This is a genomic window from bacterium, assembly GCA_017744355.1.
GTDB lineage: Bacteria > Cyanobacteriota > Sericytochromatia > S15B-MN24 > UBA4093 > JAGIBK01.
The window spans coordinates 605,805-627,940 of record JAGIBK010000002.1 but is presented as its reverse complement, the minus strand read 5'-3'; the positions used below and the strand labels follow the sequence as shown (position 1 = coordinate 627,940).

The window sequence follows — 22,136 nt, the reverse complement described above, 5'->3', positions numbered from 1 at the left end:
GAGCCTAGCGCTCCACCGCTCCGCGCCAGGCGAGCATGCCGCCGGCCATGTTGGCGGCGTCGTACCCCTGGGCGATCAACAGCTGGGTCGCGCTCGCGCTGCGCGCCCCGCTGCGGCAGACGACCACGACCTTGCGATCCTTGGGGACCTCCGCGTGCCGTTCAGGCAGGCTGCCCAGGGGGATCAGGTGGCTGCCCGCGATATGGCCCCCGGCGAACTCGTTGGGCTCCCGCACGTCGAGCACGAAGGGTGCGTCAGGCGTGGCGAGCAGGGCGTCGACCTCCTGGGTCGAGACCTCGGGGACGCGCGGAGCGAACATGCCGAACATCAGAATCCTCCTGTCAGGGCTTGAGGGCGTCGTCCAACGCCCGTGAGAGGGCGGCATAGGACGTGGGGCCGACGAACTTCGCGACGGCCCGGCCCTGCCGGTCGGTGACGAGAAACGTGGGAGTGGCCCGCAGCTGAGCGAGCGCGCCGAGACGCTGGGCCTCCGAGCGGTGCTCGGGGCGGTCGATGTCGATCACGCGGACCTCGGCGCGATCGCCGTACACCTTGGAGAGGGCCGCCATGATGGGCTTGGAAGCAATGCAAGCGGGGCAGTAAGTCGCCCCGAGCTCCACCAGCGCGACCCGGCCCGGTGCGAGGGCCGGTGCGAGGGCGGCGTCGCCGAGACTATCGGGAGAGCGTGGCAGGACATAGCGCCCGAGGGTAACGGCGAGCAGCGCGATGGCCGCCAGGGTCAGGCCCCGATCCAGCCACTTCGCGACACTCGGTTTCAGCCACGCAGGCCGTGCCATTCGCTTATCTCCCCGTCCGCAAATCAGATACCCCCCATCCGTATCCTATCCGGCGTGGGGGGCATCGTCAAGCAGAAGGCTAGCCAGCGAATCTCGGCACGACGGCTGCGGCGAAGCGCGGCTGGACGGCACCGCTCTGGATGGGCTGGACGGGCTGCGCGTAGGTGGGCTGAACGGGGGGTGCGTAGGTCGGCTGAACCGCAGGGGCGAAGGTCGGCTGCATGGCGGGCTGGGCGACCTGGACCGCGGGCTGCGGCATCTGAACCGCGGGCTGGAAGACCTGGCCGGGCATGGGGATGGCGCCGAGGGGCACCTCGGTGAGGGGCTGGTTGTACTGGGCCTGGGCCGCGCCGCTCAGGGTGAGGCTGTCGAGCGAGCCGATGGGAACGGTCTGGAGGGCGGGCTGGGCGGGGGCAGCAGGCTTGGCGGGCTGAGCAGGGGCCGCAGGCTTGGCGGGCTGGGCGGGGGCTGCGGGCTTGGGCGGCTGAGCGGGAGCCGACGCGCCCTTGAGCTTGGCTTCGACGCCCGAGCGGACGCGGTTCCAGTCGAAGTTGGGGGCGGGATCGTTCTTGCGGCCCCGGGGCAGGGCGACGTCCTTGTGGCCGGTGATGCGATCGACCGGGACGTTGTAGGTCTGGCACATCCAGGCGACCAGGTCGATGACCGCCTTGTACTGAGACTCGGGGAAGGGGTCGCGCCCGTTGCCGTCGTTGACGATCTCGATGCCGAGGCTGAAGTCGTTGACGTCGTTGCGGCCCTTGAACTCGCTGGTGCCGGCGTGCCACGAACGCTTGTCGTCCTGGACCGATTGCACGATGCGGCCGTCCTTGCCCACGATGTAGTGCGAGCTGACCTGGGCCGAGGAGTTCTTGAAGAAGTTGGCGACGCTGTCGAGGGTACCGCCCGCCGTGTGGTGGAGGACGATGGCCGAGATGTCCTTGCCGCCGCCGGGACGGTCGTTGTGGTTGGGCGAGGGCACCTGGGTGACCGCGGGCTTCGAGAGGCCGCCGCCGGCCTGGACGCGAGCGCCGAGGCGGCTGACCAGCTGGCCGAGCGAGTTGCTGTTGATGCTGTTGAACGCCATTCCCATCGCGGTTCCCCCTGTTCAATCGCCAAGAAGTCTATCGGGTCGCTCCCCGCAGATCGGGTAAAGGTCACTTGATAGTTTCGTTAAGGTTCGCTTCCACCCATTGCGCACCGTCACAAACTTTAATAACGCTTAAAGCAAGAGTCCTCCGGCCCCCGGCCATAGACTCGCATCGCAAGCGACGGCATCGACGTAACAAGCAAAGGGAGGCATCGTGAAATCCGTTTCGTCCCAGACCCAAGTCACCACCCAGCGCCCGGCAACCGGCGCGGCCCCTGCTGCTACTGCCAAGCCCACTGCCCCCCAGGCGCCGCTCGGCGCCGATAAGCTGGCGAAGGCTGGCAAGACCGTCGAGGTCACGGTGATCCCCGGTAAGGACCACCTGAGCGTCACCGCCAAGGCCGGCGACAGCTACTGGAGCATCGCCCGCAAGTTCGCCTCGGCTGCCGACGGCATCGCGCCGACCGAAAGCGAGATCAACGCCTACGTCAAGGATCTCCAGGCCCTGAACGGCAAGACCCTCAAGGCCGGTCAGACCGTGAAGCTGCCGATCAACGCCCACGCCACATTCATGCTCGAGGCCATGGTCGCCGCTCAGAAGGCCGCCGCCGTCCGCCAAAAGGCCGGCGAGAAGCTTCCCGCCCTCGACTGGCGCACGGCCCAGGCGGCCTGGGGCTACGCCGAAGCCCAAGAGATCAGCGTGACGCCCGCCAAGGGCGGCAAGCCCTTGGGCTTCGCGGCGATCGCCACCGGCTCGGCCAAGGGTGGCTCGGTCTACAAGGTCCACGACCTCGCGGCCTACCACAAGCAGGCGGGTCTCTAGGCCCTCCGGATTGCCCGACGCCCTCCCTCCTGCTACACTGGTGGCACCCGGAGGTGTGGCCGAGTGGTTTAAGGCTCTTGTCTTGAAAACAAGCGTGGTGTAACAGCCACCGTCGGTTCGAATCCGACCGCCTCCGCCTCGAACGGCGCTCCCAATCAAAGCCGGGAGCGCCGTTTCTCTTGGCGCATCACCCCGCTCACCACACAAGCAGGTGTCAATCCCTTACATAACATTGAGAGATGTGTTACAATTATCGACATATAAGCGCTGATGCAATTTTTCAGCTGCTACCAACGAACTGTTAAAGCTGGGTCCGCGTTTTAACAACGCGGACCCTCTTTTTGGGAGACGAATGAAAGAGGAAACCATCGAGGTCGAGGGCATCATCCAAGAAGCGCTCTCGAACGGCATGTTCCGGGTCTTGCTCGACAACGACGTGGTGGTTCTGGGCCACTTGGCAGGCAAGATGCGCAAGTTCCGCATCAAGGTCCTGCAAGGCGATCGGGTTAAAATCGAGCTCTCCCCCTATGACCTGACCAGAGGTCGCATCAGTTTCCGTAAGCGGGCCTAGGCCGCATTTTCCAGGTCGAACAGGAGATCAGCATGTACACCGAACAAACCATCACGTGCGTGGACTGCAACACGCAGTTCCCCTTCACCACCTCCGAGCAGGAGTTCTTCGCCGAAAAGGGTTTCACCACCCCTCCCCGTCGCTGCAAGCCCTGCCGCATGGCGGCCAAGGCCAACCGCGAAGGCGGCCGCGGCAGCTTCGGCGGCGGCGGTTACGGCGGCGGCCGTAGCGGCGGCTTCGGCGCCCAGCGCGAGATGCACGACGCGACCTGCAGCGCCTGCGGCGTCACCACCCAGGTGCCCTTCCGTCCGAATGGGTCGAAGCCCGTTTACTGCCGGGACTGCTTCAGAAAGTAACCACGATCGGGACGGGCGAGGCCCAAGCGGCTCGCGCCCGTCCCATTCGGTTCTCGGCGACCCCTTGAGCGCGATAGGAGGCGACCATGCAGGGCAAAGCGAAGCTTTTGGATCCGTATCGGGACAACCTGTTTCGTCGCACGGTAGACGAAGCGACGGGTGAGAAGATCACCGAAAAGAGCTGTCCGAAATGCTCGAAGAAGGCAGGAACGACGATTTACTACCCGGAGAGCGCCTTCCAAACGCAAGAAGGAAGCGCCGTGCGCGCGGGCAGCCTTCGCGACTGCGCCCAGCATCGGCGTCCCGCATCAACCGTCAAGAAGGCCGCAGAGTAACGCCGTCCTCATGCCAATCCGGGCCCTCGGTTCAAGACCGAGGGCCCGGATTGCGTCGGAAGGGGCGACTTCAGCCCCGGCTCTCTTTGGCCGCCTCGCTCAGCGCGTAGCGCATGAAGAGCTCGTCTCCCGCTGCGTAGACCGAGAGCAGCTTGGCCGACTTGAGGGCCGTCGGGGGATAGGGAGCGCCCTCGATCATTGTCGCCTGGCCCGCTCCCCCCTGGATCTTGGGCGCCAGGGTCATGAACAGCTCGTCGAGGACTCCCGCCTCGAGCATGGCGGCGTTGAGGGTGGGCCCCCCGATGCAGTAGAGGCGGCGCACCCCGAAGCGCGCGGCGAGCAGCTCGACCAACGCGCGCATGGGCACTGATGCCTGCCCAAGCCTGAGTACCCTCGCCCTGGCTTCGAGGGCTGCGACCCGCTCGGCGGGCGCTTGTTCGCTCACCACCACCAGGACGTCCTCGCCGCCCTCGCGCAAGAGGCGCAAGTCGGGCGGCAGGTTGGCACGGCCGCTCACGACGACCCACAAGGGCACAGGCCTTAGGCCCGCCGCCACGCGCCGTTCGCGCTCCGCCTCGCTGACCCGCGGGTAGGGCATCTCGTCGGCAGCAAGGCTCGCAGCCCCCGAGATGACCGCATCGCACGAGCGGCGCAGCCACTTGAAGAGGGCATGGTCCGTATCGCTGCCGACGGTCCAGGTGGTACCCGCCCCCCCCACGACCGCTTTGCCGTCGAGGGTCGCGATCATGTTGAGGTAGGTGTAGGGGCGATCGCCCACTCCCGCCGGCAGGGCGAGGTCGGCGAAGGCCGCTTCGAGCGATACCTCGCCCGGCGCCTCGCCCGAGACCCGATCGATCAGCCGGCGCAGCAGGGCTTACTCCTCGTCGTCGCCGTCGTCTTGGGAGGCGGCCTGCATCACCTTGAGCAGCTGGCCCATCTTGTCGGTGGGCTGGTGGGCATGCACCCGCTCGGCCAGCTGCGCGATGATCCGGGCGTCGGCCACTTCCATCTCGATGAAGTAGGGGTACTCGGGGATGTCGTCCGGATCGAACCAGCTGGCGAACTCGCGCACCAGGCCCTCTGCGTCGGGATAGGGGATATCGCTCGCTTCGAGCGCGCGGCCCACCTGGTCACCGAGCTCGCGGGCGGCCTCGTGCAGGAGGGTGGCCTCGTCGGCGCTGTCGAGCAGGATCCGGACGCGATCGCCCACCTCCATGACCGCCTGGCGCTCCGTCTCCTCTTCGAGGATGCCGAGCGGGCGCTCCAGCTTGTCGTAGAGGCGCTCGATGATCGTCCGGATGCGGAACGCGTCGGACTCGTCGAGCCCTTCGAGGGCGTCGTCGAGCGGGGTGCCTTCCTGGAGGGCCTCAGCCACCTCGGGATAGAGGGTCTCCACATAGGTCGCAAGCGCGTCGTGCAACATGCTGAGCTCGACCAGGTCGACGTCCATCAGGTCACAGGCGAGGTTTTCGAGATCGATTTTGACTTTCATGCGCGGGGCCGGGTCCTTTCAGGGGGATGAGGTTCGAAATCCAATGCTACCATGGCCAAGGCCTGCTTCTCTATTGGCCTTGAGGACGCCGCCGCCCCATGATCGCGAGGATTCAAGACGCGAGAGGGGGGCGCCATGGAGTGCCAGAACTGTCACCAACGACCCGCGACCGTCCACATCCGCCAGCACGTCAACGGCGTCGAGCAATCCCTGGACCTCTGCCACCACTGCGCCAGCGCCATGCAGAGTGCGATCGCGGGCGGCGCCGCCGCCTTCGGCGGGCTCGAAAGCCTCTTTGAAAGCCTCTTCGGCCCCAAGCCCCGCGGGCGCGACGCCATGCTCTCGCGCCTCTCCGAGGAATCCAAGCAAATCTTGCAGCGCGCCGCCCAGACCGCGCTCAGCTGGGGGCACGACCAGATCACCACCGAGTTCCTGCTCTTGGGCCTTGCGCAGGAGCCAGGCGGCGCCCAGGCCCTGCTCAACCAGGCGGGGCTTTCGGCCGAGGGGCTCGAAGCGCGCTTCGCCGAGGTGCTGCGCCGCAGCCCGCCCATTCAGGCGACCCGCGTCGGCCTGGCCGCTCGGGTCAAGCGCGTGCTCGAGATCGCCCTGATGCAATCGGCCGAGCTGGGCCACGGCTTCATCACCCCGCTGCACCTCTTGCTCGGCCTGCTGCTCGAAGGCGAGAGCTACGCCTCGCAACTGCTCGTCGGCGCGCGCCTGGACCCCGAGGACTTGCACGGCAAGCTGACGGCCATGCCTTATGGCAACGTCGGCGACGCAAACGCGCTGCCCCCCAACCTGACGCGCTTCTCGCGGGACCTGACCGCCCTCGCCGAGAGCGGCAAGCTCGACCCCATCATCGGGCGCGACAAGGAGATCCAGCGGGTCATCCGCATCCTGAGCCGCAAGACCAAGAACAACCCGGTGCTCATCGGCGAGCCGGGCGTGGGCAAGACCGCCATCGCCGAGGGCCTGGCCCTGCGGATTTCGAGCGGCGAGGTCCCCGATCTGTTGCGCGGCCGGCGCGTGCTCGCCCTGGACCTGGGCGGGATGATCGCCGGCACCAAGTTCCGGGGCGAGTTCGAGGAGCGGCTCAAGGGCCTGGTCGACGAAATCCGCGCCCTGCAGGGCAAGATCATCCTCTTCATCGATGAGCTCCACACCCTGGTCGGCGCGGGGGCCGCCGAGGGGGCGGTGGATGCCGCCAACATGCTCAAGCCGGCGCTCTCGCGCGGCGAGATGCAGTGCGTGGGGGCGACCACCCTCGACGAGTACCGCAAGCACATCGAGAAGGACGCCGCCCTGGAGCGCCGCTTCCAGCCGGTGCTGGTCGCCGAGCCTACCACCGAGCAAGCCGTCGAGATCCTGCGCGGCCTGCGCGACTCCTACGAGGCGCACCACCGGGTCAAGATCGCGGACGAGGCCATCGTCGCAGCGGTGGATCTGGCCGACAAGTACGTCAGCGATCGCTTCTTGCCCGACAAGGCCATCGACCTCCTGGACGAGGCCGCCGCCATGGAGCGGCTGGAGAGCCGCACGGGCAGCGACGCCCTCAAGAACCTGGAGGCGCGCCTCGCCCAGCTCGAACAGGAAAAGCAGGCGGCCGTCACCGGCGAGCGGTACGAGGACGCCGCCCGGCTCAAGGCCGAGATCGAGACCCACAAGGCGAAGCTCGACGCCCTCAAGCGCGACTACGAGACCACCCGCGGCACCACCGAGCCCATCGTCACCGCCGACTCGATCGCGACCGTCGTGAGCGAATGGACGGGCATCCCCGCCAGCAAGCTCGCCAGCGAAGAGAAAGAGCGCCTGCTACAGATGGAGGCCACGATCCAGCGGCGGGTGATCGGCCAGCAAGAGGCCATCCGGGCCGTTTCCGAGGCGGTGCGCCGGGCCCGCGCCGGACTCAAGGATCCCACGCGCCCCATCGGCTCCTTCATCTTCCTGGGGCCGACGGGCGTCGGCAAGACCGAAACGGCCCGCGCGCTCGCGGACTACCTCTTCAACGACGAACAGGCGATGTTGCGCTTCGACATGAGCGAGTACATGGAGAAGCACACCGTCAGCCGCCTCATCGGCGCCCCGCCGGGCTATGTGGGCTACGAGGAGGCCGGCCAGCTCTCGGAGGCCGTGCGGCGCCGGCCTTACTCGGTCGTGCTCTTCGACGAGATCGAGAAGGCCCATCCCGACGTCTTCAACATCCTGCTCCAGATCCTGGACGACGGGCGCCTGACCGATAGCCAGGGCCACACGGTGGACTTCAAGAACACCGTCGTCATCATGACCTCCAACGTGGGGGCCGCCGAGATGTTCAAGGGGGCGACCTTGGGCTTTCGGGGCACGCCGCCCGAGGAGGTGAGCGGCCCCGGCTGGGAGCGAATCCGAGAGGCGGTCCTGTCGGCCATGAAGGAGACCTTTCGGCCCGAGTTCCTCAACCGCATCGACGAGATCGTGATCTTCCAGCCCCTGAGTCGCGAGCAGATCCTCGAAATCGTCGATCTGCTGCTCGAAGCGACCCGCCGCAAGCTCCACGGCCAGGCGATCAGCCTCGATCTGACGCCCGCCGCCAAGGTCCGACTGGCCGAGCTCGGCTACGATCCGACCTTCGGGGCGCGCCCGCTGCGCCGCGCCATCGCCCGGCAGCTGGAAACGCCTCTGAGTCAGCTCATCCTCAAGGGCGAGTTCGGCGAGGGGGACGCCATCAAGGTGGACGTGGCCGACGGCCACTTCACCTTCTTCAAGGAGCCCCGCGAGGCCCGCGCCACCCCCGAGCGCTAGCGCGAGAGGGGCTTGTCCGTCCAGCGAATCTCGCGGGTGACCGGCGAGACGGTGCGCGAGAGGGCCTTGCCTGCGACCGAGAGGGAGAGCGCGAGGCGCGGCGTGCGCGGATAGGGGTAGCGGCAGAGGATCTGGGTCGAAGTGACCGCCAGGATGTCGAGAGCTCGGCCGTCGACACGCACCGCCTCGAAGGGCTCGGCGAAGCCGTCGCCTACCACCACCAGGACGCGCTCGCCCCCATGCTGACCGAGCACCGCGCCGAGGATACGCGGGGCCGAAGGCGCAGGATTCGCCAGGGCCCCTGTGGGTTCGGGCAGGGGCGAGACCTCGAAGAGGGTGAAGGGAATCACCGCCTGCCGAGAGCCGTTGGTGAAGGAGAGCCGCACGAAGGAAGCCGCGCGCGGCGAGGGGAAGCGGCGGTCCACCGCGTCGTCGGTCTCGTTGCGCAGATCGGAGAGCACCGTCTCGAAGCGCTTGCCGTCCTCCGAGGTTTCGATCCGGTAGGACGTGTTGGCGGGCATGGCGGCCATGGCGACCCGCACCCCTTCGAGGGGGGCTTCGCCCCGGACCTGGAAGGTGATCCAGGCGTCGGTGCGGCGCGCAAGGCCGACCCAGACCGTCGAGCGATCGCCGTCCACCGCGTTGGGACCCTGCGTCTTGGCCCCCGAGGCCGACACGAACTTCAACCCCCGCTCGGGCGCCTCGGGGCGCTGGGCCTGAACGGCGGGTGCCGGGGCCAGGAGGGCGAGCGCGAGCATCATCAGCAGCACACGACGGATCACGGGCTCCTCCTTCATGAAGCGGGACACTCCCCTTCAAGAATACCCTGCGGCTAGAGGTTTAGACCAAGGGATCTCATCCGGCTTGCCGAAGCCCGTTGCTTGCTCGATCGCGACCATGGACGAGGCGTGAGGGCAGGAGGGTGGGAATGAGGGAGCGAGGGGCTAGGTGGTTGGCGATCGCGCTCGGCGCCGCGATGGGGGCGCCGGCGTTCACGGGCGCCGAGGCGACGGCGGCCCCGGTCGCCTTCTCGCGCCAGCAGGTGAAGGTCGGGCGCCAAGCCTGGCCGGTCATGCAGCTGCGCGCGGACCTCGAAGACCCCAAGACCCGGCTCGCCCTGCGCTTCGCCTACGACACCGGGGTTCCGCTCAAGCGCCGCCAGGGCTTCTCGGGGATGGCCGAGGGGTCACAGGCGGCCGCCCTCGTGAACGGCACCTTCTTCAGCATCCGCACCGCCGACACCATGGGCACGCTCGTCAGCGAGGGGCGGGTGCGCCAGCACCGGGACTGGGACGATCGGGGCACGGCCTTCAAAATCGGTGCCGACGGCCGGGCGCAAATCCGGACCCTGCGCGTCGAGGGGCGCCCCGACCACCGCAATTCGCGCTTCTATCTGACCTCGGGGCCACGCCTGGTCCGCGAGGGCAAGGTCTGGCTCCAGCCCAAGCGCGAAGGCTTCCAGGACCCCGCCTTGTTCGGCCGTCACCCGCGCATGGCGCTCGGACTCGCCGAGGGGGGCAAGACCCTCATCGTGGCCTGCTTCCCCGCGCGCATGACCCTGAGCCAGACGGCGCAGGCCATGCGCACGCTCGGCGCTCACGACGCGCTCAACCTGGACGGGGGGCCGTCGGTCGGCATGGCCTACCGCGGCAAGATCGTGGCGTCCCCCCACTGGGGGCTGACCAACGCCCTGGTTCTCTATGACGCAAAGTACCCGGGCCCTGCACGACGCGACGACGGGCTGCGCCAGGCGGCCGCGGTGCAGGCGCCGGTCGCTTCCGTCGCGGCGCGCGAGCACGAGGCGAGCGCGCCGCTAATTAGTAGCGCAGGACCGAGTAGGTCTCGTGCCCCTGAAGCTTGTCACGGCCGCTTAGGAAGGACAGCTCGATCAAGAAGCTGAAGCCCGCAACTTCCCCTTCGAGCTTGCGCACGAGCTCCAGGACCGCCGCGGCCGTCCCGCCGGTCGCAAGCACGTCGTCGATGATGAGGACCCGCTCGCCGGGCCGCACCGCGTCGCAGTGGATCTCGAGGACGTCGGTGCCATACTCCAGGGCGTACTCGCAGGAGTGGGTCGGGGCAGGCAGCTTACCCGCCTTGCGGACCGGAACGAAGCCTGCCCCCAGGGCGTAGGCGATCGCCGCGCCGAAGATGAAGCCGCGGGACTCGATGCCGAGCACCTGGTCGATGCGCGCGCCCTTGAAATGCTCGACCACCCGATCGATCACCTCGCGGAAGGCCTGAGGATCCTGCATCAGGGGGGTGATGTCCTTGAAGACCACGCCGGGCTTGGGGAAGTCGGGAATCTCCCTGATCTTCGCGGCCAGATGGGTGGGGTCGGTGGTCATCATCGGGCGGGTTCCTCTCGTGAGGCCTCGGATCGAGGCAAGCAGGGCCGCCCCATCTTACTGACGGCCAAGGACCTTGTCCACCCACCCGCAGCGAAGGCTTTCGATGGAATCGAAGAAGCTCAAGCCTCGGTGGCTTCCTGGAGCTCGGCGGCCTCTTCGTCCGAGTCGAGCTCGTCGGCGATGGCGCGCTGCACTGCGCTCGAGGCGAGGGCCGCCACCACGTCCGGGTCCCATTGAACGCCGGCCCCTTCGGCGAAGATCGCCATGATCTTCGGAAGTGGCAGACGCGGGCGATAGGCCCGGTGCTCGCTCATGGCGCTGAAGGCGTCGGCGACGGCGACGATGCGACCGACCAGCGAGATCTCGCGGCCCGCGAGGCCTTTGGGGTAGCCCTTGCCGTCCCAACGCTCGTGGTGCTCCTCGGCGGCCTGCACCAGGGCGAGGGGCGCACCGATTGCCCGCAGCATCTCGCCGCCCGCGAGGCAGTGGCCCTGCATGTGACGGAATTCCACGTCGCTGAGGGCCGCAGGCTTGGTCAGGACCGCGCGCCGGACCTCGCGCTTGCCGATGTCGTGCAGCAAGGCCGCATGCCAGATCCGCTCGCACTCGACGGCCGCAAGGCCGAGCTCTTGGGCCAGGACGCGCGCCATCCAGGCTGCGGTGACCAGGTGGGTGAGGGTCGCACCGTGGTGGAAGGCGAGTTTCTCGAGCATCTCGCGGCCGATGAAGCCGCTGGTTTCTTGGGCAAGCATTCGGAGTGTCCTTCTTCGGGAGAGGGGGAAGTTGCTCACGACTCTCTCACGATCGGCCAATCCTGAAAAACGCATTAAAAACGGACCTTTGATTACGCCTGACCGTCATTTGGTCGATCCGCCCCGCATCACACCCGCAGTTCGTCCTGTGAGTCAAGCGTGATCATCCCCTGGGACGATGGCGGCAGGGACCGAAGGCGCCAGGATCGATGAGGAACCGAAAGGAGGTCCACTTGAACGCACGCTCCGCCATTGTCGTCGGCTCGGGGATCGGCGGGCTCGCCACCGCGATCCGCCTGGGGGCCCAGGGCCTGCAAGTCACCGTCCTCGAGAAGCAAGCCACGCTCGGGGGCCGCAGCGGGGTGTGGGAGGCGGGCGGCTTCCGGTTCGACACGGGGCCGACCCTGCTCTTGATGATCGATCAGCTCTCCGAGCTGTTCGCCTCGGTCGGGCGCCGGCTGGAAGATTACCTGGACCTGGTCCAGCTGGATCCCAACTACCGGGTCTCGTGGCACGACGGCTCGCACTTCGACAACTCGAGCACCCTCAACAAGCTCCTCTCCGAGGTCGAGCGGCTAGAGCCCGGCGCGGGCCCTCGCGCCCTCGAATTCCTCGCCCAGACCCAGCGGCAGTACCGGCTGGCGGTGGATGCCTTCGTCAGCGAAAACTTCACGCGCTGGCACCAGTTCCTCAACCCCACCAAGCTCCGTCAGCTCTTTCAGGTCAAGGCCCACCAGACCCTCTACCCCATGGTCGGCAAGTTCTTCAAGGACCGTCGGCTGCGCGAAGCTTTCTCGTTCCAGTCCATGTACCTGGGTCTTTCGCCCTACGAGAGCCCCGCGGTCTACGGGCTCTTGCCCTTCACCGAGACGGGGATGGGGCTGTTCTTCCCCAAGGGCGGCCTCTACGCCATCGTCGAGGCCATGGAGCGCCTGGGACGCGAGTTCGGCGTGCGTTACGAGTGCGACTGGGAGGTCGGCGAGATCCGGCACGCCTACGGCCGCGCGAGCGGCGTGGTCGCCCGCGATGGCCGCACCATGGACGCCGACCTCATCGTTGCCAATGCCGATCTGCCTTACGTCTACGAGAAGCTCCTGCCTGACAAGCGGTACGACCGGCTGCCGTCGCTCGAGTACACCTGCTCGGGCTACCTCATGTACCTGGGGGTGAACCGCGAGTACCCGCAGTTGCTGCACCACAACCTGATCGTGTCCCGGGACCTCAAGCGCAACTTCCGGCGCATCTTCCAGGACAAGGTGCTGCCGGACGATCCCGCCTTCTACATCTGCAACCCGAATAAGACGGACCCGTCGCTTGCGCCCGAGGGCTGCGAGAACCTCTACGTGCTCGTCCCGGTACCGCACCAGACGCCCAACATCGACTGGGGCGAAGAGGAGCCCCGCTTCCGCGAGGCCATGTACGATCGGCTCGAGGCCTTCGGTCTGACGAACCTGCGCAAGCACGTGGTGGTCGAGCGCATCTTCACCCCCGACGACTTCCTGCTGAGCCTCAACTCGGCCCGGGGCTCGGCCTTCGGACTGGCGCACACCATCCCGCAGATCGGCTACTTCCGTCCTCACAACCGCCACAAGGAGATCGACAACCTGTACTTCGTGGGTTGCAGCACCCAGCCCGGCACGGGCATCCCCATGGTGCTGATCTCGGCGAGACTCGTCACCGAGCGCATCGAGAGCGAGCACAGCCTGAGCCAGGCGCGCCCGCCAGTCCACGCCTGATAGGGAAACCCGCCCCCGGTGGGGCGGGGAAAGCAAGCTCAAAGGACCGCTCGTACCTGACGAGCGGTCCTTTGAGCTTGAAGGGGAAGGCGCTTAGAGGGGCTTGACGACCATCAAGCCCAGGGCTGCCAGGAGCAGGAGGGTGGCGAACCAGCCGACCACGTTCCAGACGACGAAGACCGGCGCGAAGCGCGGGCTCAGCGTACCGGTCGAAAGCGCCTCACGCGAGAGCCTGACCAGGCGATCCTGGCAAGGCAGCAGGACCGCGAGCCACAGCAGGGTAGAGAGGCCGAGCAGGAAGACGCCCCCGTACAACCAGCGGGTGGCCCAGAAGGGATAGCCTCGGTCCAGGGCGAGCAGGATCCCGCTGATGGTGATCAGCGTGCCGCCGACCAAGGTCAAGAAGGCATCCGCCCACATGACCTCGCGCTGGGCGAAGGCGATGACGGCCAGATGACGCGAGCGCACCGCCTTGAAGTTCCAGAAGCCGGTCACGATGACGTTGCCCAGCATCAGGACGACGCCGACCAGGTGGAAGAACTTGAGCCAGAGTGCCGTCATCGCGTCAGTGAGCGGGATCGGGGAAGGTGAACGGGACCGGCTCCGGGGCGCGGCCCGCGCGGTGGGGGCGGACGAGGTCGCGAACACAGGCGGCGAGGAGCGCGATCTTGCGCGGGGTGCTCACGAAGGCGCGCGCGCTGAGGACGTCGTGGTCCCGGCGCTCGATTTCGTCCAGGATGGCACCGTAGATCCGGCCCATCAGGTGCGCCGTGAAGCGTGAGAAGGGGTTGTCCAGGTACTCGACCCCCTGGTGGGCGTGGCGATAGAGGGCCCGCGCGCGCTCCACCTGGTAGCGCATGAGGGCGCGAATCGCGGGGGTCATCCGGCCCGCGCGCAGGTCCTCTTCGTCGACCCCGAACGCCGCAAGCTCCGCCTGCGGCAAGTAGAGGCGCCCCAAGCGCAGATCCTCGGCCACGTCGCGCAGGATGTTCGTCAGCTGCATGGCCTTGCCCATCTCGGCGGCGTAAGGCAGCGCACTCGCGTCCCGGAAACCGAAGACGTGACAGAGCATCAGCCCCACCGTCGAGGCCACCCGGTAGCAGTACCCCTCCAGCTCCTCGAAGGTGCGGTAGCGGCTCCGGTCCAGGTCCATCTCGACCCCGTCCAGCAAATCGAGGAACGGCCGGATGGGGACGCGGTAGCGCCGGATCGCGTCGGTGAGGGCGGGCCAGTAGGCACCGGCGGGGTTGAGGCCGTCGTAGATCGAGGTAAGGGTGGCGCGGACCTCGGCGAGCTCGGCGCGCACCAAGGCCGGATCACGGCCGTCAGCGCGGTCCACCAGGTCATCGGCGGTGCGGCAGAAGGCGTAGAGGGCGTACATGGCGACCCGGCACGCAGGCGGCAAGAAGAACGAGGCGAAGTAGAAGCTCTTGCCGTGGGTGCTCGCCATGGTACGGCAGAGGGCGCGACTCTCCGCGAGGGCGTTGTGATACGGGAGCGCGGGGTCCGTCCCCGATGTCTTGGACATGGCAAGCCTCCTGATGGGTCTGACGGGCCGATGCGGGCCTCGTGGTAGGTTAGCAACGTACCGGTCTCCCGGCATCCTCCCATGGGATGAGGCGGGATTCCGCCCGTCGATGGACCCCGAGAATCCGCCTGGCGGGTACAATTGGGGCAGCTCTCCAAGGTGGAAGCGAGCAAGGAGGAGCAAGGTGCACAGGTGGGGTGGGGCGCTGTTGGCAGGCGTCATGTGGTTCAGCGGATGCCTTTCGGCCCGTGCCTTCGAGACGCCGGGGCTCGACGAGGCCGCCGCGCGCTACTCGCAAGGCGCCATCGCGAAGGTCCGCGAGGGCCTCGGCGATCGCGCCACCGCCTACCAGCGCGCGGAGCTGCTCGCCGCCGAGGCCCTGGTGCTCTCGACCGACGCTCGGCAGGACGAGGCGGTCCAGCTCGCCAGGCGGGCCGTCGCCGCCCTCCTGGATGCCATCCGGGCCCGCGAGGACCTCGTCGCCTCGCACTTCCTGCTCTTCAAGCTGTACGGCCAGCTGAGCGCGGCGGACTGGACCTTCGCCCTCAAGACCCGTGACCCGCTCCAGTACCTGCGCGAGCACGCCCCCGACGATCGGCGCACCGCCATCGCCGAGTCCCTCAACTCCCTGTTCACTCCGCGCCTTTTCGGCGGGGACCCGCAAGCGGCCGTCAGGCGCCTCGAAGGGCTGCACGCCAAGGCCTACGACCCCGAGACGGCGAACCTGCTCGCCGTCGCTTACGAGCAGACGGGCCAGCTCGCCAAGGCCCGCGCCGTCGCCGATGGCATCCTGCAACGCAACCCGCGCGATCGCTCGGCCCAGGCCTTGAGGGATCGCCTCGCCAAGCGAGAGGCAGGCTAGCGCCGTGGTCCATGCGCCTTTCCTCGAAGCCGCCCTCGCAGGCGATCGCCCCGGCGCCCGCGCCTGCCTGCGCGACCTGCTCGCTTCGGGCTACGACCTCGAACGCCTCTGCTTCGAGGTGCTCGAGCCCGCCCTGGTCGAGGTCGGCGATCGCTGGCTCTCGAACGAGTTGAGCATCGCCGACGAGCACCTGGTGAGCTCCATCGTCGAGCACCTGCTCTCCGAACTCGGCGAGCGCCTGGCCCCGCCCGGCCCTGTCGCCCCGGTGGCGGTGCTCGCTTCGGTCGCGGGCGAAGACCACCGGATCGGTCAGCAGATGATCGGCCTGCTCCTGAACGAAGCAGGCTGGCAGGTCGTCACTCTCGGCGCGAACATGCCCGCCGAGCCGCTCGTGCACTTCGTCAAGCGCCTGAAGCCGTCGCTCGTCGGGCTCTCGGCCACCATGGACTCGCACGTGGCGGCCACCGCGCGCACCATCGCCGCCCTGCGCGCCGTCCCCGAGCTCCGAGCGATCCCGGTGGTGGTCGGGGGTGCTCCCTTCCGACGGGACCCCGGGGTCGCCATGCGGATCGGCGCGGACCAGGCGGCCTGCGACGGCCGTGAGCTGCTCGCCTACGTGCGTGCGCTCTCTCCTGCCGTCGCCCAGGAGGCACCGTGACCCGCAGCCTGGGGCGCACCCGACGCGCTTGGGATGCGGCTCGGCGCCGCGCCTTCTTCGCTGCGCGCTACGCCGACTCGCCCGAGGCCGTCCTCATGCTCGACCCCGAAGGGGTCATCCTCTGCGCGAACGAGACGGCCGCAACCCTGCTCGGGCGAGCGCGCGAGACGCTCGATTCGGCCTCGCTCAAGACCCTGATCGATCCGTATTCCTGGCCGAAGGTCCAGCGCCTGCTGGCGCAGACCGCCGAGCGCGGCTTCACCAACGGCTGGGAGCTCAACTTCGTCGACGCGCCGGGAGAGGCCATGCACCTCTTGACCCTCACGGCCTTCCCCGCCCCCTCCGGCGAGTCGGGGGCGGTGATCGTGATCCTGCACGATGCGAGCGCCCAGCTGCGGGCGACCATGCGCCTGATCGAGGCCAACGCGGCCATCGACTTCCAGAACCAGGTGCTCGAACGCCTCGTGGCCGAGCGCACGCAGGAGCTGGTCGAGATCAACCGCACCCTCGAAACCCGCGTGCAAGAGCGCACCCGCCAACTCGCCGCCGAGAAGCAACGCGTGGAGGCCATCCTCCACTCGTCGGCCGACGGGATCGTCACCGCCGACGCCGAGGGCCGGATCCAGGACGCCAACATGGCCATGGCGCACCTGGCGGGTGTCGCCGCCTCGGTGCTGAGGGGGATGAGCCTCTCCCAGCTGCTGCCCGGCCTCGACGTCGCCTCCCTGCGGGCCCACCACTACCGAGAGTTCGAGCTGGATCACGCCCTGTCCGCTCAGAGCACCCCGGTGTCGGTCTCCATGGCCCCCCTCTCGGGCGAAGGGGCCGACAGCTGGGTGCTGGTGGTGCGGGACAACAGCCTCTTCAAGTCCATCGAGCGCCAGCGCGAGGACTTCATCGCCACCCTGGTCCACGACCTGCGCACCCCGGTGCTCGCAGCCATCAAGGCCCTCGGGCACCTGAAGGACGACCGCTTCGGCCCCCTCGCCCCCGCCCAGGCCGAGGTCAGCCAGGCCATCCTGGACAGCCACCAGGACCTGCTCGCCATGATCAACTCGCTGGTCGACGTCTACCGCTACGAGGGCGGCCAGAAGGAGCTCGTGCTCGAACCGGTCGCCCTCGCGCCCCTCGCGCGGCGCTGCGCCAACGAGCTCACCCCCCTGTTCGAAGCCGCCAAGGTCCGGCTGGAGACGCACCTGCCAGAAGAGGCCGCGGCCTTCGCCGATGCGCTCGAGCTCAAGCGGGTGCTGATCAACCTGCTCTCCAACGCGATCGCCCACAGTCCCCACGGCGGCACCGTGCGCCTCTCGGCCGAGACCCAGGCGGATAGGCTGTGCGTCCGCGTCACCGACGAGGGGCCGGGCCTCAGCACCGACGAGCAGGGCCTCTTGTTCGGGCGCTTCGTGCAGCCGCGCCCCCGAGCGGGCGGCTCCGGGCTGGGGCTCTACCTGTGCCGCCAGATCCTGGTCGCCCACGGAGGCGAGATCGGCGTCGAGAGCGCACCGGGCCAAGGGGCGACTTTCTGGTTCCAGCTCATGAGTGCCACTGCAACGGAGGATGTCACGTGAATCAGCCCATCTCGGTCCTGTTGGTCGAAGACCACACCCTCATGCGCCTGGGCCTGCGCATCTCGCTCGAGAAGGCCGAGGACATCCGGGTGGTGGGCGAGGCGGGCGACGGCCTGGAGGCCCTCGCCAAGGTGGAGGCGCTTTCCCCCGACGTGGTGGTGATGGACCTCGGCCTGCCGAAGATGGACGGGCTCGAAGCGACGGCCCGCATCCGCGGCCAGGAAGGTGCGCCGCGAGTTCTGGTCTTGACCTCGTACGACGACGAGCACAAGGTGCTCGCTGCCCTACGCGCCGGTGCCGAGGCCTACTGCCTCAAGGACCTCTCGGAGGAGCGCCTGGCAGCAGCCGTGCGCGCCGTTCACCAGGGCACCGTCTGGCTCGACGGGGCCGTCGCACGCCACGTGCTGGATCGTCGCCTCGACTCGGGCGAGGCCCAGCTGCGCGTCGACGCCGCCCAGGCGGGAGTGCTCAGCGAGCGCGAGCAAGAGGTGCTGCAACTGCTGGGCGAAGGGCTCAGCAACCAGGAGATCGCCGAGAAGCTCATCATCTCGCTGGCGACCGTCAAAACGCACGTGCGCCACATCCTCCAGCGCCTGGACGTGGAGGACCGCGCCCAGGCGGTCATCCAGGCCCTGCACCGGGGCCTGCTCAAGCTAGGGTGATTCATCCTCACGGAGGATGGATCATCGCGAGGGATTTGACATGCTGAGGTCAGGAGCAAGACCGACCCACCATGATCAAATCGCGCGTGCTGATTGTTGCGGATACCCTTTTCAAGGCGCGGGCGCTGGCGACGCGCCTCGAGCAGCATGGCGCCTGCGAGGTCGTCGGCCACGTCACCGACCTCGCCTCGTGCCTGCTGCAGGCCCGCACCCTCGCCCCTGAGGTCGTGGTCTTCGACCCCGACTCGGCCCTCTTGCGCAACGCCAACGCCCGGACCCTGATCCTGCGCCAGCATCCCACCCTCACGCTGCAGATCGGCGTCGAGGGTCCGCGGCCGTGAGCGCCCCCAAGACGGCCATCGTGGTCGGCGCGGGCCTCGGCGGCCTCGCGACCGCCCTGCGGCTCGCCCACGCAGGCTACCGGGTGACGGTGCTCGAACGGCGTGATGGTCCCGGCGGCCGCTGCCACCGGATCGAGGGCGAGGGCTTCGCCATGGACGCGGGGCCCACCCTGCTCGTGATGCGGGACGTGCTCGACGCCCTCCTCGAGCTGGTCGGCGAGCGCACCGAGGACCACTTGCAGCTGAGGCGCCTCGACCCCAACTACGTCGTGCGCTTCGCGGACGGCGAGCACCTGAGCTTCCACCCGGACCCCGACGCCATGGCCGGCGAGGTGGATCGGCTCGAACCCGGGGCGGGCGTTCGCTTCAAGCGCCTGCTGAGCGAGACCGGCTCGGCGTACCGCGCCGGCCGGCGCGGCGTGCTCGAACGCAACTTCAAGACCCTCTTCGACTACGTCACCGCCCCCATCCCGCCGAACGAGGCCTTCGGGCTGGTTGCTCGCGGCGCCCTGGACGCCCACCTGGGGCGCTACTTCAACGATCGCCGACTCAAGGACGCCTTCGGCTTCCAGACCCTCTACCTGGGCATGTCGCCCTACGACAGCCCGGCGCTTTACGCCATGCTCGCCTACCTCGAGATCGCCGAGGGGATCTGGTACCCCCAAGGGGGCATGGCGAGCATCCCTCGCGCCCTGGCGGCCCTGTGCGAGGCGCGCGGGGTCGAACTGCGCTACGGCGCGGACGTCGCGCGGATCGAGACCCGCGGCGCGCGCGCCACGGCCGTGCGCCTTGCCGACGAGAGCCGGCTCGAAGCCGACGTGGTGGTGCTCAACGCCGACGTGCCGGTGGCCTACGATCGCCTGCTCCCGGGCGAGGCACCGCTCACCCAGCGCTTCCTGCGGGTCGGGGCCTCAGTCTACCTGCTCTATCTCGGGATCGAAGGCCAGCTTCCCGACGCCCACCACCACAACATCCACCTTCCTGCCGACACTCACCGGGCGTACCGGACGCTTTGCCAGGAAGGGGCAATCCCGGACGACCTCTTCCTCTACGTCTGCTCGCCGAGCGTGACCGAGCCGGCCCTGGCTCCGCCCGGCTGCCAGACCCTCTACGCCCTGACCATGGTGCCGCACCTGGGTCAGCTCTCGGATTGGGCGCAAGAGGGACCGCTGCTGCGCGAGCGCATGCTCGATCGGCTGCGCGAGGCGGGGTACGGCGAGCTGCGCGGCCGGATCCGCTTTGAGCGCCGGTTCAGCCCCCAGGACTTCCGAGACCAGCTTCAGGTGGGCTTCGGTGCGCCGTTCGGCTACACCCACCACTTGAACCAGGTGGGCTACTTCAGGCCCCACAACCGCCATACTCAGCTAGGCAACGTCTACTTCGTGGGCGCCAACACCCACCCGGGCGGCGGCGTGCCCATGGTGCTGCTCTCGGCCAAGCTCGTGAGCGAGCGGATCGCCGCGGAGCAAGGGCGATGATCCGCGCGAACAATCACCCAGGAGTGGAGGCGGCCTTCTTGCGCTACCTCGATTGGGCGGTGCCGCGCCGCTTCTACGACGTGCGCGTCGCGGGCGCCGAGCGCCTTGCAAACTGGGACCCGGCGGTTCCGACCCTGGTGATCGCCAACCACAGCAACTGGTGGGACGGCTTCATGGCCATGCTCGTGACCCACCGCCTCATGGACAGGCGCTTCCACGTCATGATGGAAGAGCGCCATCTGCGGCGCTACCGCTTCTTCACGCGGCTCGGGGCCTTCGGGGTGGACCGGGCTCACCCGCGCTCCGCCCGTGCGAGCCTCGTGCATGCCGCCGAGCTGATGGCGCAGCCGTCCACCGCGCTCTGGATCTTCCCGCAGGGGCGCCTGCGCCCGAACGACGTGCGCCCCCTCGCCTTCGAGACCGGAGCCGCACGGCTCGCCCTGCGCCTGGAGCGGGTCCGGATCTGCCCCGTTGCGATGCGTTACGAGTTCCTGCACGAAGAAAAGCCCCAGGCGCTGATCCTGATCGGCGAGCCCTACCTGCTGAGCGAGGGCGCGCGCGAGGCAGGCCCCCGCGCCCTCAGCGCCCGGATGGAGGCCGAGGTGAGCGCCCTGCTCGACGAACTCAACGGCGCGATCCGCCAAGAGACGCTGGACGCCTTTTTGCCACTCGTCAGCGGCCCCATGTCCTTCAACCGGCGCCTCGATGCCTGGCGGGTCCGGCTGGGCCTCATGGACCCCGCCGAATTCGACCCGCGCAACGGCGTATGAGCGCTTCGGCCCTCGCGGCGCTGCAAATCGCGCTCTTGTTTCCGCTCGCGGCCCTCGCGGGGGTGCTTGCGGACAACCTTTCGCATTTCCGTCGGCTCCCCCCCATCAAGGCCCCACCCGACGCGCCGCGGGTCTCGGTGCTGGTGCCTGCGCGCAACGAAGCCGCAGTCCTGGACGCCTGCCTCGGGTCGCTGAGAGCCCAGCACTACCCGTCGTTCGAGATCCAGGTGCTCGATGACGCCTCGACGGACGAGACCCCGCGGATCGTCAGGCGCCATGCGGCCGCAGATCCGCGCGTGCGCCTGCTCGAAGGCGCGCCGCTACCTCTTGGCTGGACGGGCAAGTGCTACGCCTGCCACCAGCTGAGCCAGAGCGCCGAGGGGGACCTCTTGCTCTTCGTCGACGCCGATGTGCGGCTCGCCCCGGACGCGCTGGCGAGCGCCGTGAGCGCCCTGGTGGCGAACGAGGCCGGGCTGCTGTCACTCTTCCCCGAACAGGAGACGAAGACCCTCGGCGAGCGCCTCACCGTCCCGCTTCTCTCCTTCATCCTGCTCTGCTTCCTGCCCATGCGCCTCGCCGCACAATTCAAGCTGCCCAGTCTCTCGGCGGCCAACGGACAGTTCATGCTCTTTCGGAAAGGGGCCTACCAAAAAATCGGCGGGCATGCAGCCGTGCGTGGCGCGCTGGTCGAGGACATCCAGCTGGCGCGCAACATCAAGGCGGCGGGCGAGCGCCTTTCGATCGCCGATGGCACGGGGCTTGTCGCCTGCCGTATGTACCGGAGCTGGAAAGAAGCTTACCTGGGCTTTTCCAAGAACCTCTACCCGGCCTTCGGGGGCAGCGCGAGCAGCTTCTGGGGGGCCCTCGCAATGTTGTTCGGGTGCTTCATGTGGCCCTGGCTCACCCTGCCCTGGGGTGGCGTTGCGAGCCTCGCGGCGATCGCGCTGGGCCTCGGGATGCGCCTGGCCATCGCCCTGAGGCTCCGCCAGGCGCTCTTGACGGTCGTCCTCCACCCCTTGGCCATGGCGGCGCTGATCCTGATCGCCCTGCGTTCGTTCGCTTACGCCCGATCCGGACGATCCGCCCCCTGGAAGGGCCGCACCTACGGCCCCGCAGCAGGCTCGGATCCCACCCTCGATCCTTAAACGGCGCACCGCCCCGAGGATGACCTCGGGGCGGTGCGTTTGGAAAAAT

The 22,136-nt window shown here is 68.4% G+C and carries 25 protein-coding genes and 1 tRNA gene; 16 read left to right on the top strand and 10 right to left on the bottom strand.

The features are described from left to right. Nucleotides 1–4: 4 nt before the first annotated feature. The 3 genes from J7643_08505 to J7643_08495 form a co-directional block, all read right to left on the bottom strand. Entirely contained in the window at nucleotides 5–319 is a 315-nt protein-coding gene (locus tag J7643_08505; GenBank protein MBO9540617.1) for a rhodanese-like domain-containing protein, read from the bottom strand. A gap of 22 nt (nucleotides 320–341) precedes the next feature. Beyond that, nucleotides 342–797 (bottom strand): thioredoxin family protein, encoded by a 456-nt coding sequence (locus J7643_08500; GenBank protein ID MBO9540616.1) that lies wholly within the window; start codon nucleotides 795–797, stop codon nucleotides 342–344. A gap of 79 nt (nucleotides 798–876) precedes the next feature. Further along, nucleotides 877–1,887 (bottom strand): N-acetylmuramoyl-L-alanine amidase, encoded by a 1,011-nt coding sequence (locus tag J7643_08495; GenBank protein MBO9540615.1) that lies wholly within the window; start codon nucleotides 1,885–1,887, stop codon nucleotides 877–879. Nucleotides 1,888–2,098: 211 nt separating this feature from the next. Here J7643_08495 and J7643_08490 point away from each other — a divergent pair, with 211 nt between their 5' ends. From J7643_08490 to J7643_08470, 5 genes are all read left to right on the top strand, one after another. After that, on the top strand, nucleotides 2,099–2,707 hold the full coding sequence (locus J7643_08490) for a LysM peptidoglycan-binding domain-containing protein (protein ID MBO9540614.1): 609 nt from the start codon (nucleotides 2,099–2,101) through the stop codon (nucleotides 2,705–2,707). 49 nt (nucleotides 2,708–2,756) lie between these two features. Continuing rightward, nucleotides 2,757–2,843, top strand: a tRNA-Ser gene (locus J7643_08485). Between the two features lie 216 nt (nucleotides 2,844–3,059). Next, nucleotides 3,060–3,278 carry a translation initiation factor IF-1 gene (gene infA / locus J7643_08480; protein MBO9540613.1) on the top strand — a complete coding sequence of 73 codons (219 nt, stop codon included), beginning with the start codon at nucleotides 3,060–3,062 and terminating at the stop codon, nucleotides 3,276–3,278. A gap of 32 nt (nucleotides 3,279–3,310) precedes the next feature. Next, entirely contained in the window at nucleotides 3,311–3,634 is a 324-nt protein-coding gene (locus J7643_08475; GenBank protein MBO9540612.1) for a zinc-ribbon domain containing protein, read from the top strand. Between the two features lie 86 nt (nucleotides 3,635–3,720). After that, entirely contained in the window at nucleotides 3,721–3,969 is a 249-nt protein-coding gene (locus tag J7643_08470; GenBank protein ID MBO9540611.1) for a hypothetical protein, read from the top strand. Between the two features lie 70 nt (nucleotides 3,970–4,039). On the opposite strand, the gene J7643_08465 is transcribed toward J7643_08470, so the two are convergent. After that, entirely contained in the window at nucleotides 4,040–4,747 is a 708-nt protein-coding gene (locus J7643_08465; protein ID MBO9540610.1) for a dihydrofolate reductase family protein, read from the bottom strand. A gap of 96 nt (nucleotides 4,748–4,843) precedes the next feature. Continuing rightward, the gene (locus J7643_08460) at nucleotides 4,844–5,461 is read right to left on the bottom strand and encodes a hypothetical protein (protein MBO9540609.1); all 618 of its coding nucleotides are present in this window, start codon (nucleotides 5,459–5,461) and stop codon (nucleotides 4,844–4,846) included. Between the two features lie 135 nt (nucleotides 5,462–5,596). Between J7643_08460 and J7643_08455 the strand changes: the two genes are divergently transcribed. Then, entirely contained in the window at nucleotides 5,597–8,239 is a 2,643-nt protein-coding gene (locus J7643_08455; GenBank protein ID MBO9540608.1) for an AAA family ATPase, read from the top strand. Here J7643_08455 and J7643_08450 read toward each other — a convergent pair. Then, nucleotides 8,236–9,021, bottom strand: coding sequence for a discoidin domain-containing protein (locus J7643_08450; GenBank protein ID MBO9540607.1), 786 nt, complete (start codon nucleotides 9,019–9,021; stop codon nucleotides 8,236–8,238). The genes J7643_08455 and J7643_08450 overlap by 4 nt on opposite strands. Nucleotides 9,022–9,191: 170 nt before the next feature. On the opposite strand from J7643_08450, the gene J7643_08445 reads away from it, so the two are divergent. After that, nucleotides 9,192–10,139, top strand: a complete 948-nt coding sequence (locus J7643_08445; protein ID MBO9540606.1) for a phosphodiester glycosidase family protein — start codon at nucleotides 9,192–9,194, stop codon at nucleotides 10,137–10,139. On the opposite strand, the gene J7643_08440 is transcribed toward J7643_08445, so the two are convergent. Together J7643_08440 and J7643_08435 are read right to left on the bottom strand one after the other, a co-directional pair. Then, the gene (locus tag J7643_08440; GenBank protein MBO9540605.1) at nucleotides 10,057–10,584 is read right to left on the bottom strand and encodes an adenine phosphoribosyltransferase; all 528 of its coding nucleotides are present in this window, start codon (nucleotides 10,582–10,584) and stop codon (nucleotides 10,057–10,059) included. The two genes, J7643_08445 and J7643_08440, sit on opposite strands and share 83 nt — an antisense overlap. Before the next feature lie 122 nt (nucleotides 10,585–10,706). After that, a complete protein-coding gene (locus J7643_08435; protein ID MBO9540604.1) occupies nucleotides 10,707–11,339 on the bottom strand; it encodes an HD domain-containing protein in 633 nt (210 codons plus the stop codon). 233 nt (nucleotides 11,340–11,572) lie between these two features. Between J7643_08435 and crtI (J7643_08430) the strand changes: the two genes are divergently transcribed. Continuing rightward, the gene (gene crtI, locus J7643_08430; GenBank protein MBO9540603.1) at nucleotides 11,573–13,075 is read left to right on the top strand and encodes a phytoene desaturase; all 1,503 of its coding nucleotides are present in this window, start codon (nucleotides 11,573–11,575) and stop codon (nucleotides 13,073–13,075) included. A 93-nt stretch (nucleotides 13,076–13,168) separates the two neighbouring features. Here the strand turns inward: crtI (J7643_08430) and J7643_08425 are convergent, their stop codons facing one another. Both J7643_08425 and J7643_08420 read right to left on the bottom strand, forming a co-directional pair. Further along, nucleotides 13,169–13,636, bottom strand: a complete 468-nt coding sequence (locus J7643_08425; GenBank protein MBO9540602.1) for a DUF2269 family protein — start codon at nucleotides 13,634–13,636, stop codon at nucleotides 13,169–13,171. A 4-nt stretch (nucleotides 13,637–13,640) separates the two neighbouring features. After that, nucleotides 13,641–14,603, bottom strand: a complete 963-nt coding sequence (locus tag J7643_08420) for a phytoene/squalene synthase family protein (GenBank protein MBO9540601.1) — start codon at nucleotides 14,601–14,603, stop codon at nucleotides 13,641–13,643. Between the two features lie 184 nt (nucleotides 14,604–14,787). Here J7643_08420 and J7643_08415 point away from each other — a divergent pair, with 184 nt between their 5' ends. The 8 genes from J7643_08415 (at nucleotide 14,788) to J7643_08380 (ending at nucleotide 22,087) form a co-directional block, all read left to right on the top strand. Then, the gene (locus J7643_08415) at nucleotides 14,788–15,465 is read left to right on the top strand and encodes a tetratricopeptide repeat protein (protein ID MBO9540600.1); all 678 of its coding nucleotides are present in this window, start codon (nucleotides 14,788–14,790) and stop codon (nucleotides 15,463–15,465) included. A 4-nt stretch (nucleotides 15,466–15,469) separates the two neighbouring features. Next, nucleotides 15,470–16,123, top strand: coding sequence for a cobalamin-dependent protein (locus J7643_08410; protein MBO9540599.1), 654 nt, complete (start codon nucleotides 15,470–15,472; stop codon nucleotides 16,121–16,123). Next, entirely contained in the window at nucleotides 16,120–17,691 is a 1,572-nt protein-coding gene (locus J7643_08405) for a PAS domain S-box protein (protein ID MBO9540598.1), read from the top strand. Before J7643_08410 ends, J7643_08405 begins: the two co-directional genes overlap by 4 nt. 41 nt (nucleotides 17,692–17,732) lie before the next feature. Beyond that, on the top strand, nucleotides 17,733–18,353 hold the full coding sequence (locus J7643_08400; GenBank protein MBO9540597.1) for a response regulator transcription factor: 621 nt from the start codon (nucleotides 17,733–17,735) through the stop codon (nucleotides 18,351–18,353). A 71-nt stretch (nucleotides 18,354–18,424) separates the two neighbouring features. Continuing rightward, entirely contained in the window at nucleotides 18,425–18,694 is a 270-nt protein-coding gene (locus tag J7643_08395; protein ID MBO9540596.1) for a response regulator transcription factor, read from the top strand. Beyond that, entirely contained in the window at nucleotides 18,691–20,172 is a 1,482-nt protein-coding gene (gene crtI / locus J7643_08390) for a phytoene desaturase (GenBank protein ID MBO9540595.1), read from the top strand. The genes J7643_08395 and crtI (J7643_08390) overlap by 4 nt, the downstream gene beginning before the upstream one ends. Then, nucleotides 20,169–20,942, top strand: a complete 774-nt coding sequence (locus J7643_08385; GenBank protein ID MBO9540594.1) for a lysophospholipid acyltransferase family protein — start codon at nucleotides 20,169–20,171, stop codon at nucleotides 20,940–20,942. The genes crtI (J7643_08390) and J7643_08385 overlap by 4 nt, the downstream gene beginning before the upstream one ends. After that, nucleotides 20,939–22,087 carry a glycosyltransferase gene (locus J7643_08380; GenBank protein MBO9540593.1) on the top strand — a complete coding sequence of 383 codons (1,149 nt, stop codon included), beginning with the start codon at nucleotides 20,939–20,941 and terminating at the stop codon, nucleotides 22,085–22,087. The genes J7643_08385 and J7643_08380 overlap by 4 nt, the downstream gene beginning before the upstream one ends. Nucleotides 22,088–22,136 lie beyond the last annotated feature (49 nt).

Excerpts from the sequence above, each read along its gene's own strand:
- J7643_08505 (MBO9540617.1), bottom strand. The coding sequence starts at position 319 with ATGTTCGCTCCGCGCGTCCCCGAGGTCTCGACCCAGGAGGTCGACGCC.
- J7643_08500 (MBO9540616.1), bottom strand. The coding sequence starts at position 797 with ATGGCACGGCCTGCGTGGCTGAAACCGAGTGTCGCGAAGTGGCTGGAT.
- J7643_08495 (MBO9540615.1), bottom strand. The coding sequence starts at position 1,887 with ATGGGAATGGCGTTCAACAGCATCAACAGCAACTCGCTCGGCCAGCTG.
- infA (MBO9540613.1), top strand. The coding sequence starts at position 3,060 with ATGAAAGAGGAAACCATCGAGGTCGAGGGCATCATCCAAGAAGCGCTC.
- J7643_08475 (MBO9540612.1), top strand. The coding sequence starts at position 3,311 with ATGTACACCGAACAAACCATCACGTGCGTGGACTGCAACACGCAGTTC.
- J7643_08470 (MBO9540611.1), top strand. The coding sequence starts at position 3,721 with ATGCAGGGCAAAGCGAAGCTTTTGGATCCGTATCGGGACAACCTGTTT.
- J7643_08460 (MBO9540609.1), bottom strand. The coding sequence starts at position 5,461 with ATGAAAGTCAAAATCGATCTCGAAAACCTCGCCTGTGACCTGATGGAC.
- J7643_08455 (MBO9540608.1), top strand. The coding sequence starts at position 5,597 with ATGGAGTGCCAGAACTGTCACCAACGACCCGCGACCGTCCACATCCGC.
- J7643_08440 (MBO9540605.1), bottom strand. The coding sequence starts at position 10,584 with ATGACCACCGACCCCACCCATCTGGCCGCGAAGATCAGGGAGATTCCC.
- J7643_08435 (MBO9540604.1), bottom strand. The coding sequence starts at position 11,339 with ATGCTTGCCCAAGAAACCAGCGGCTTCATCGGCCGCGAGATGCTCGAG.
- J7643_08425 (MBO9540602.1), bottom strand. The coding sequence starts at position 13,636 with ATGACGGCACTCTGGCTCAAGTTCTTCCACCTGGTCGGCGTCGTCCTG.
- J7643_08420 (MBO9540601.1), bottom strand. The coding sequence starts at position 14,603 with ATGTCCAAGACATCGGGGACGGACCCCGCGCTCCCGTATCACAACGCC.
- J7643_08400 (MBO9540597.1), top strand. The coding sequence starts at position 17,733 with ATGCGCCTGGGCCTGCGCATCTCGCTCGAGAAGGCCGAGGACATCCGG.
- J7643_08395 (MBO9540596.1), top strand. The coding sequence starts at position 18,425 with ATGATCAAATCGCGCGTGCTGATTGTTGCGGATACCCTTTTCAAGGCG.
- J7643_08385 (MBO9540594.1), top strand. The coding sequence starts at position 20,169 with ATGATCCGCGCGAACAATCACCCAGGAGTGGAGGCGGCCTTCTTGCGC.
- J7643_08380 (MBO9540593.1), top strand. The coding sequence starts at position 20,939 with ATGAGCGCTTCGGCCCTCGCGGCGCTGCAAATCGCGCTCTTGTTTCCG.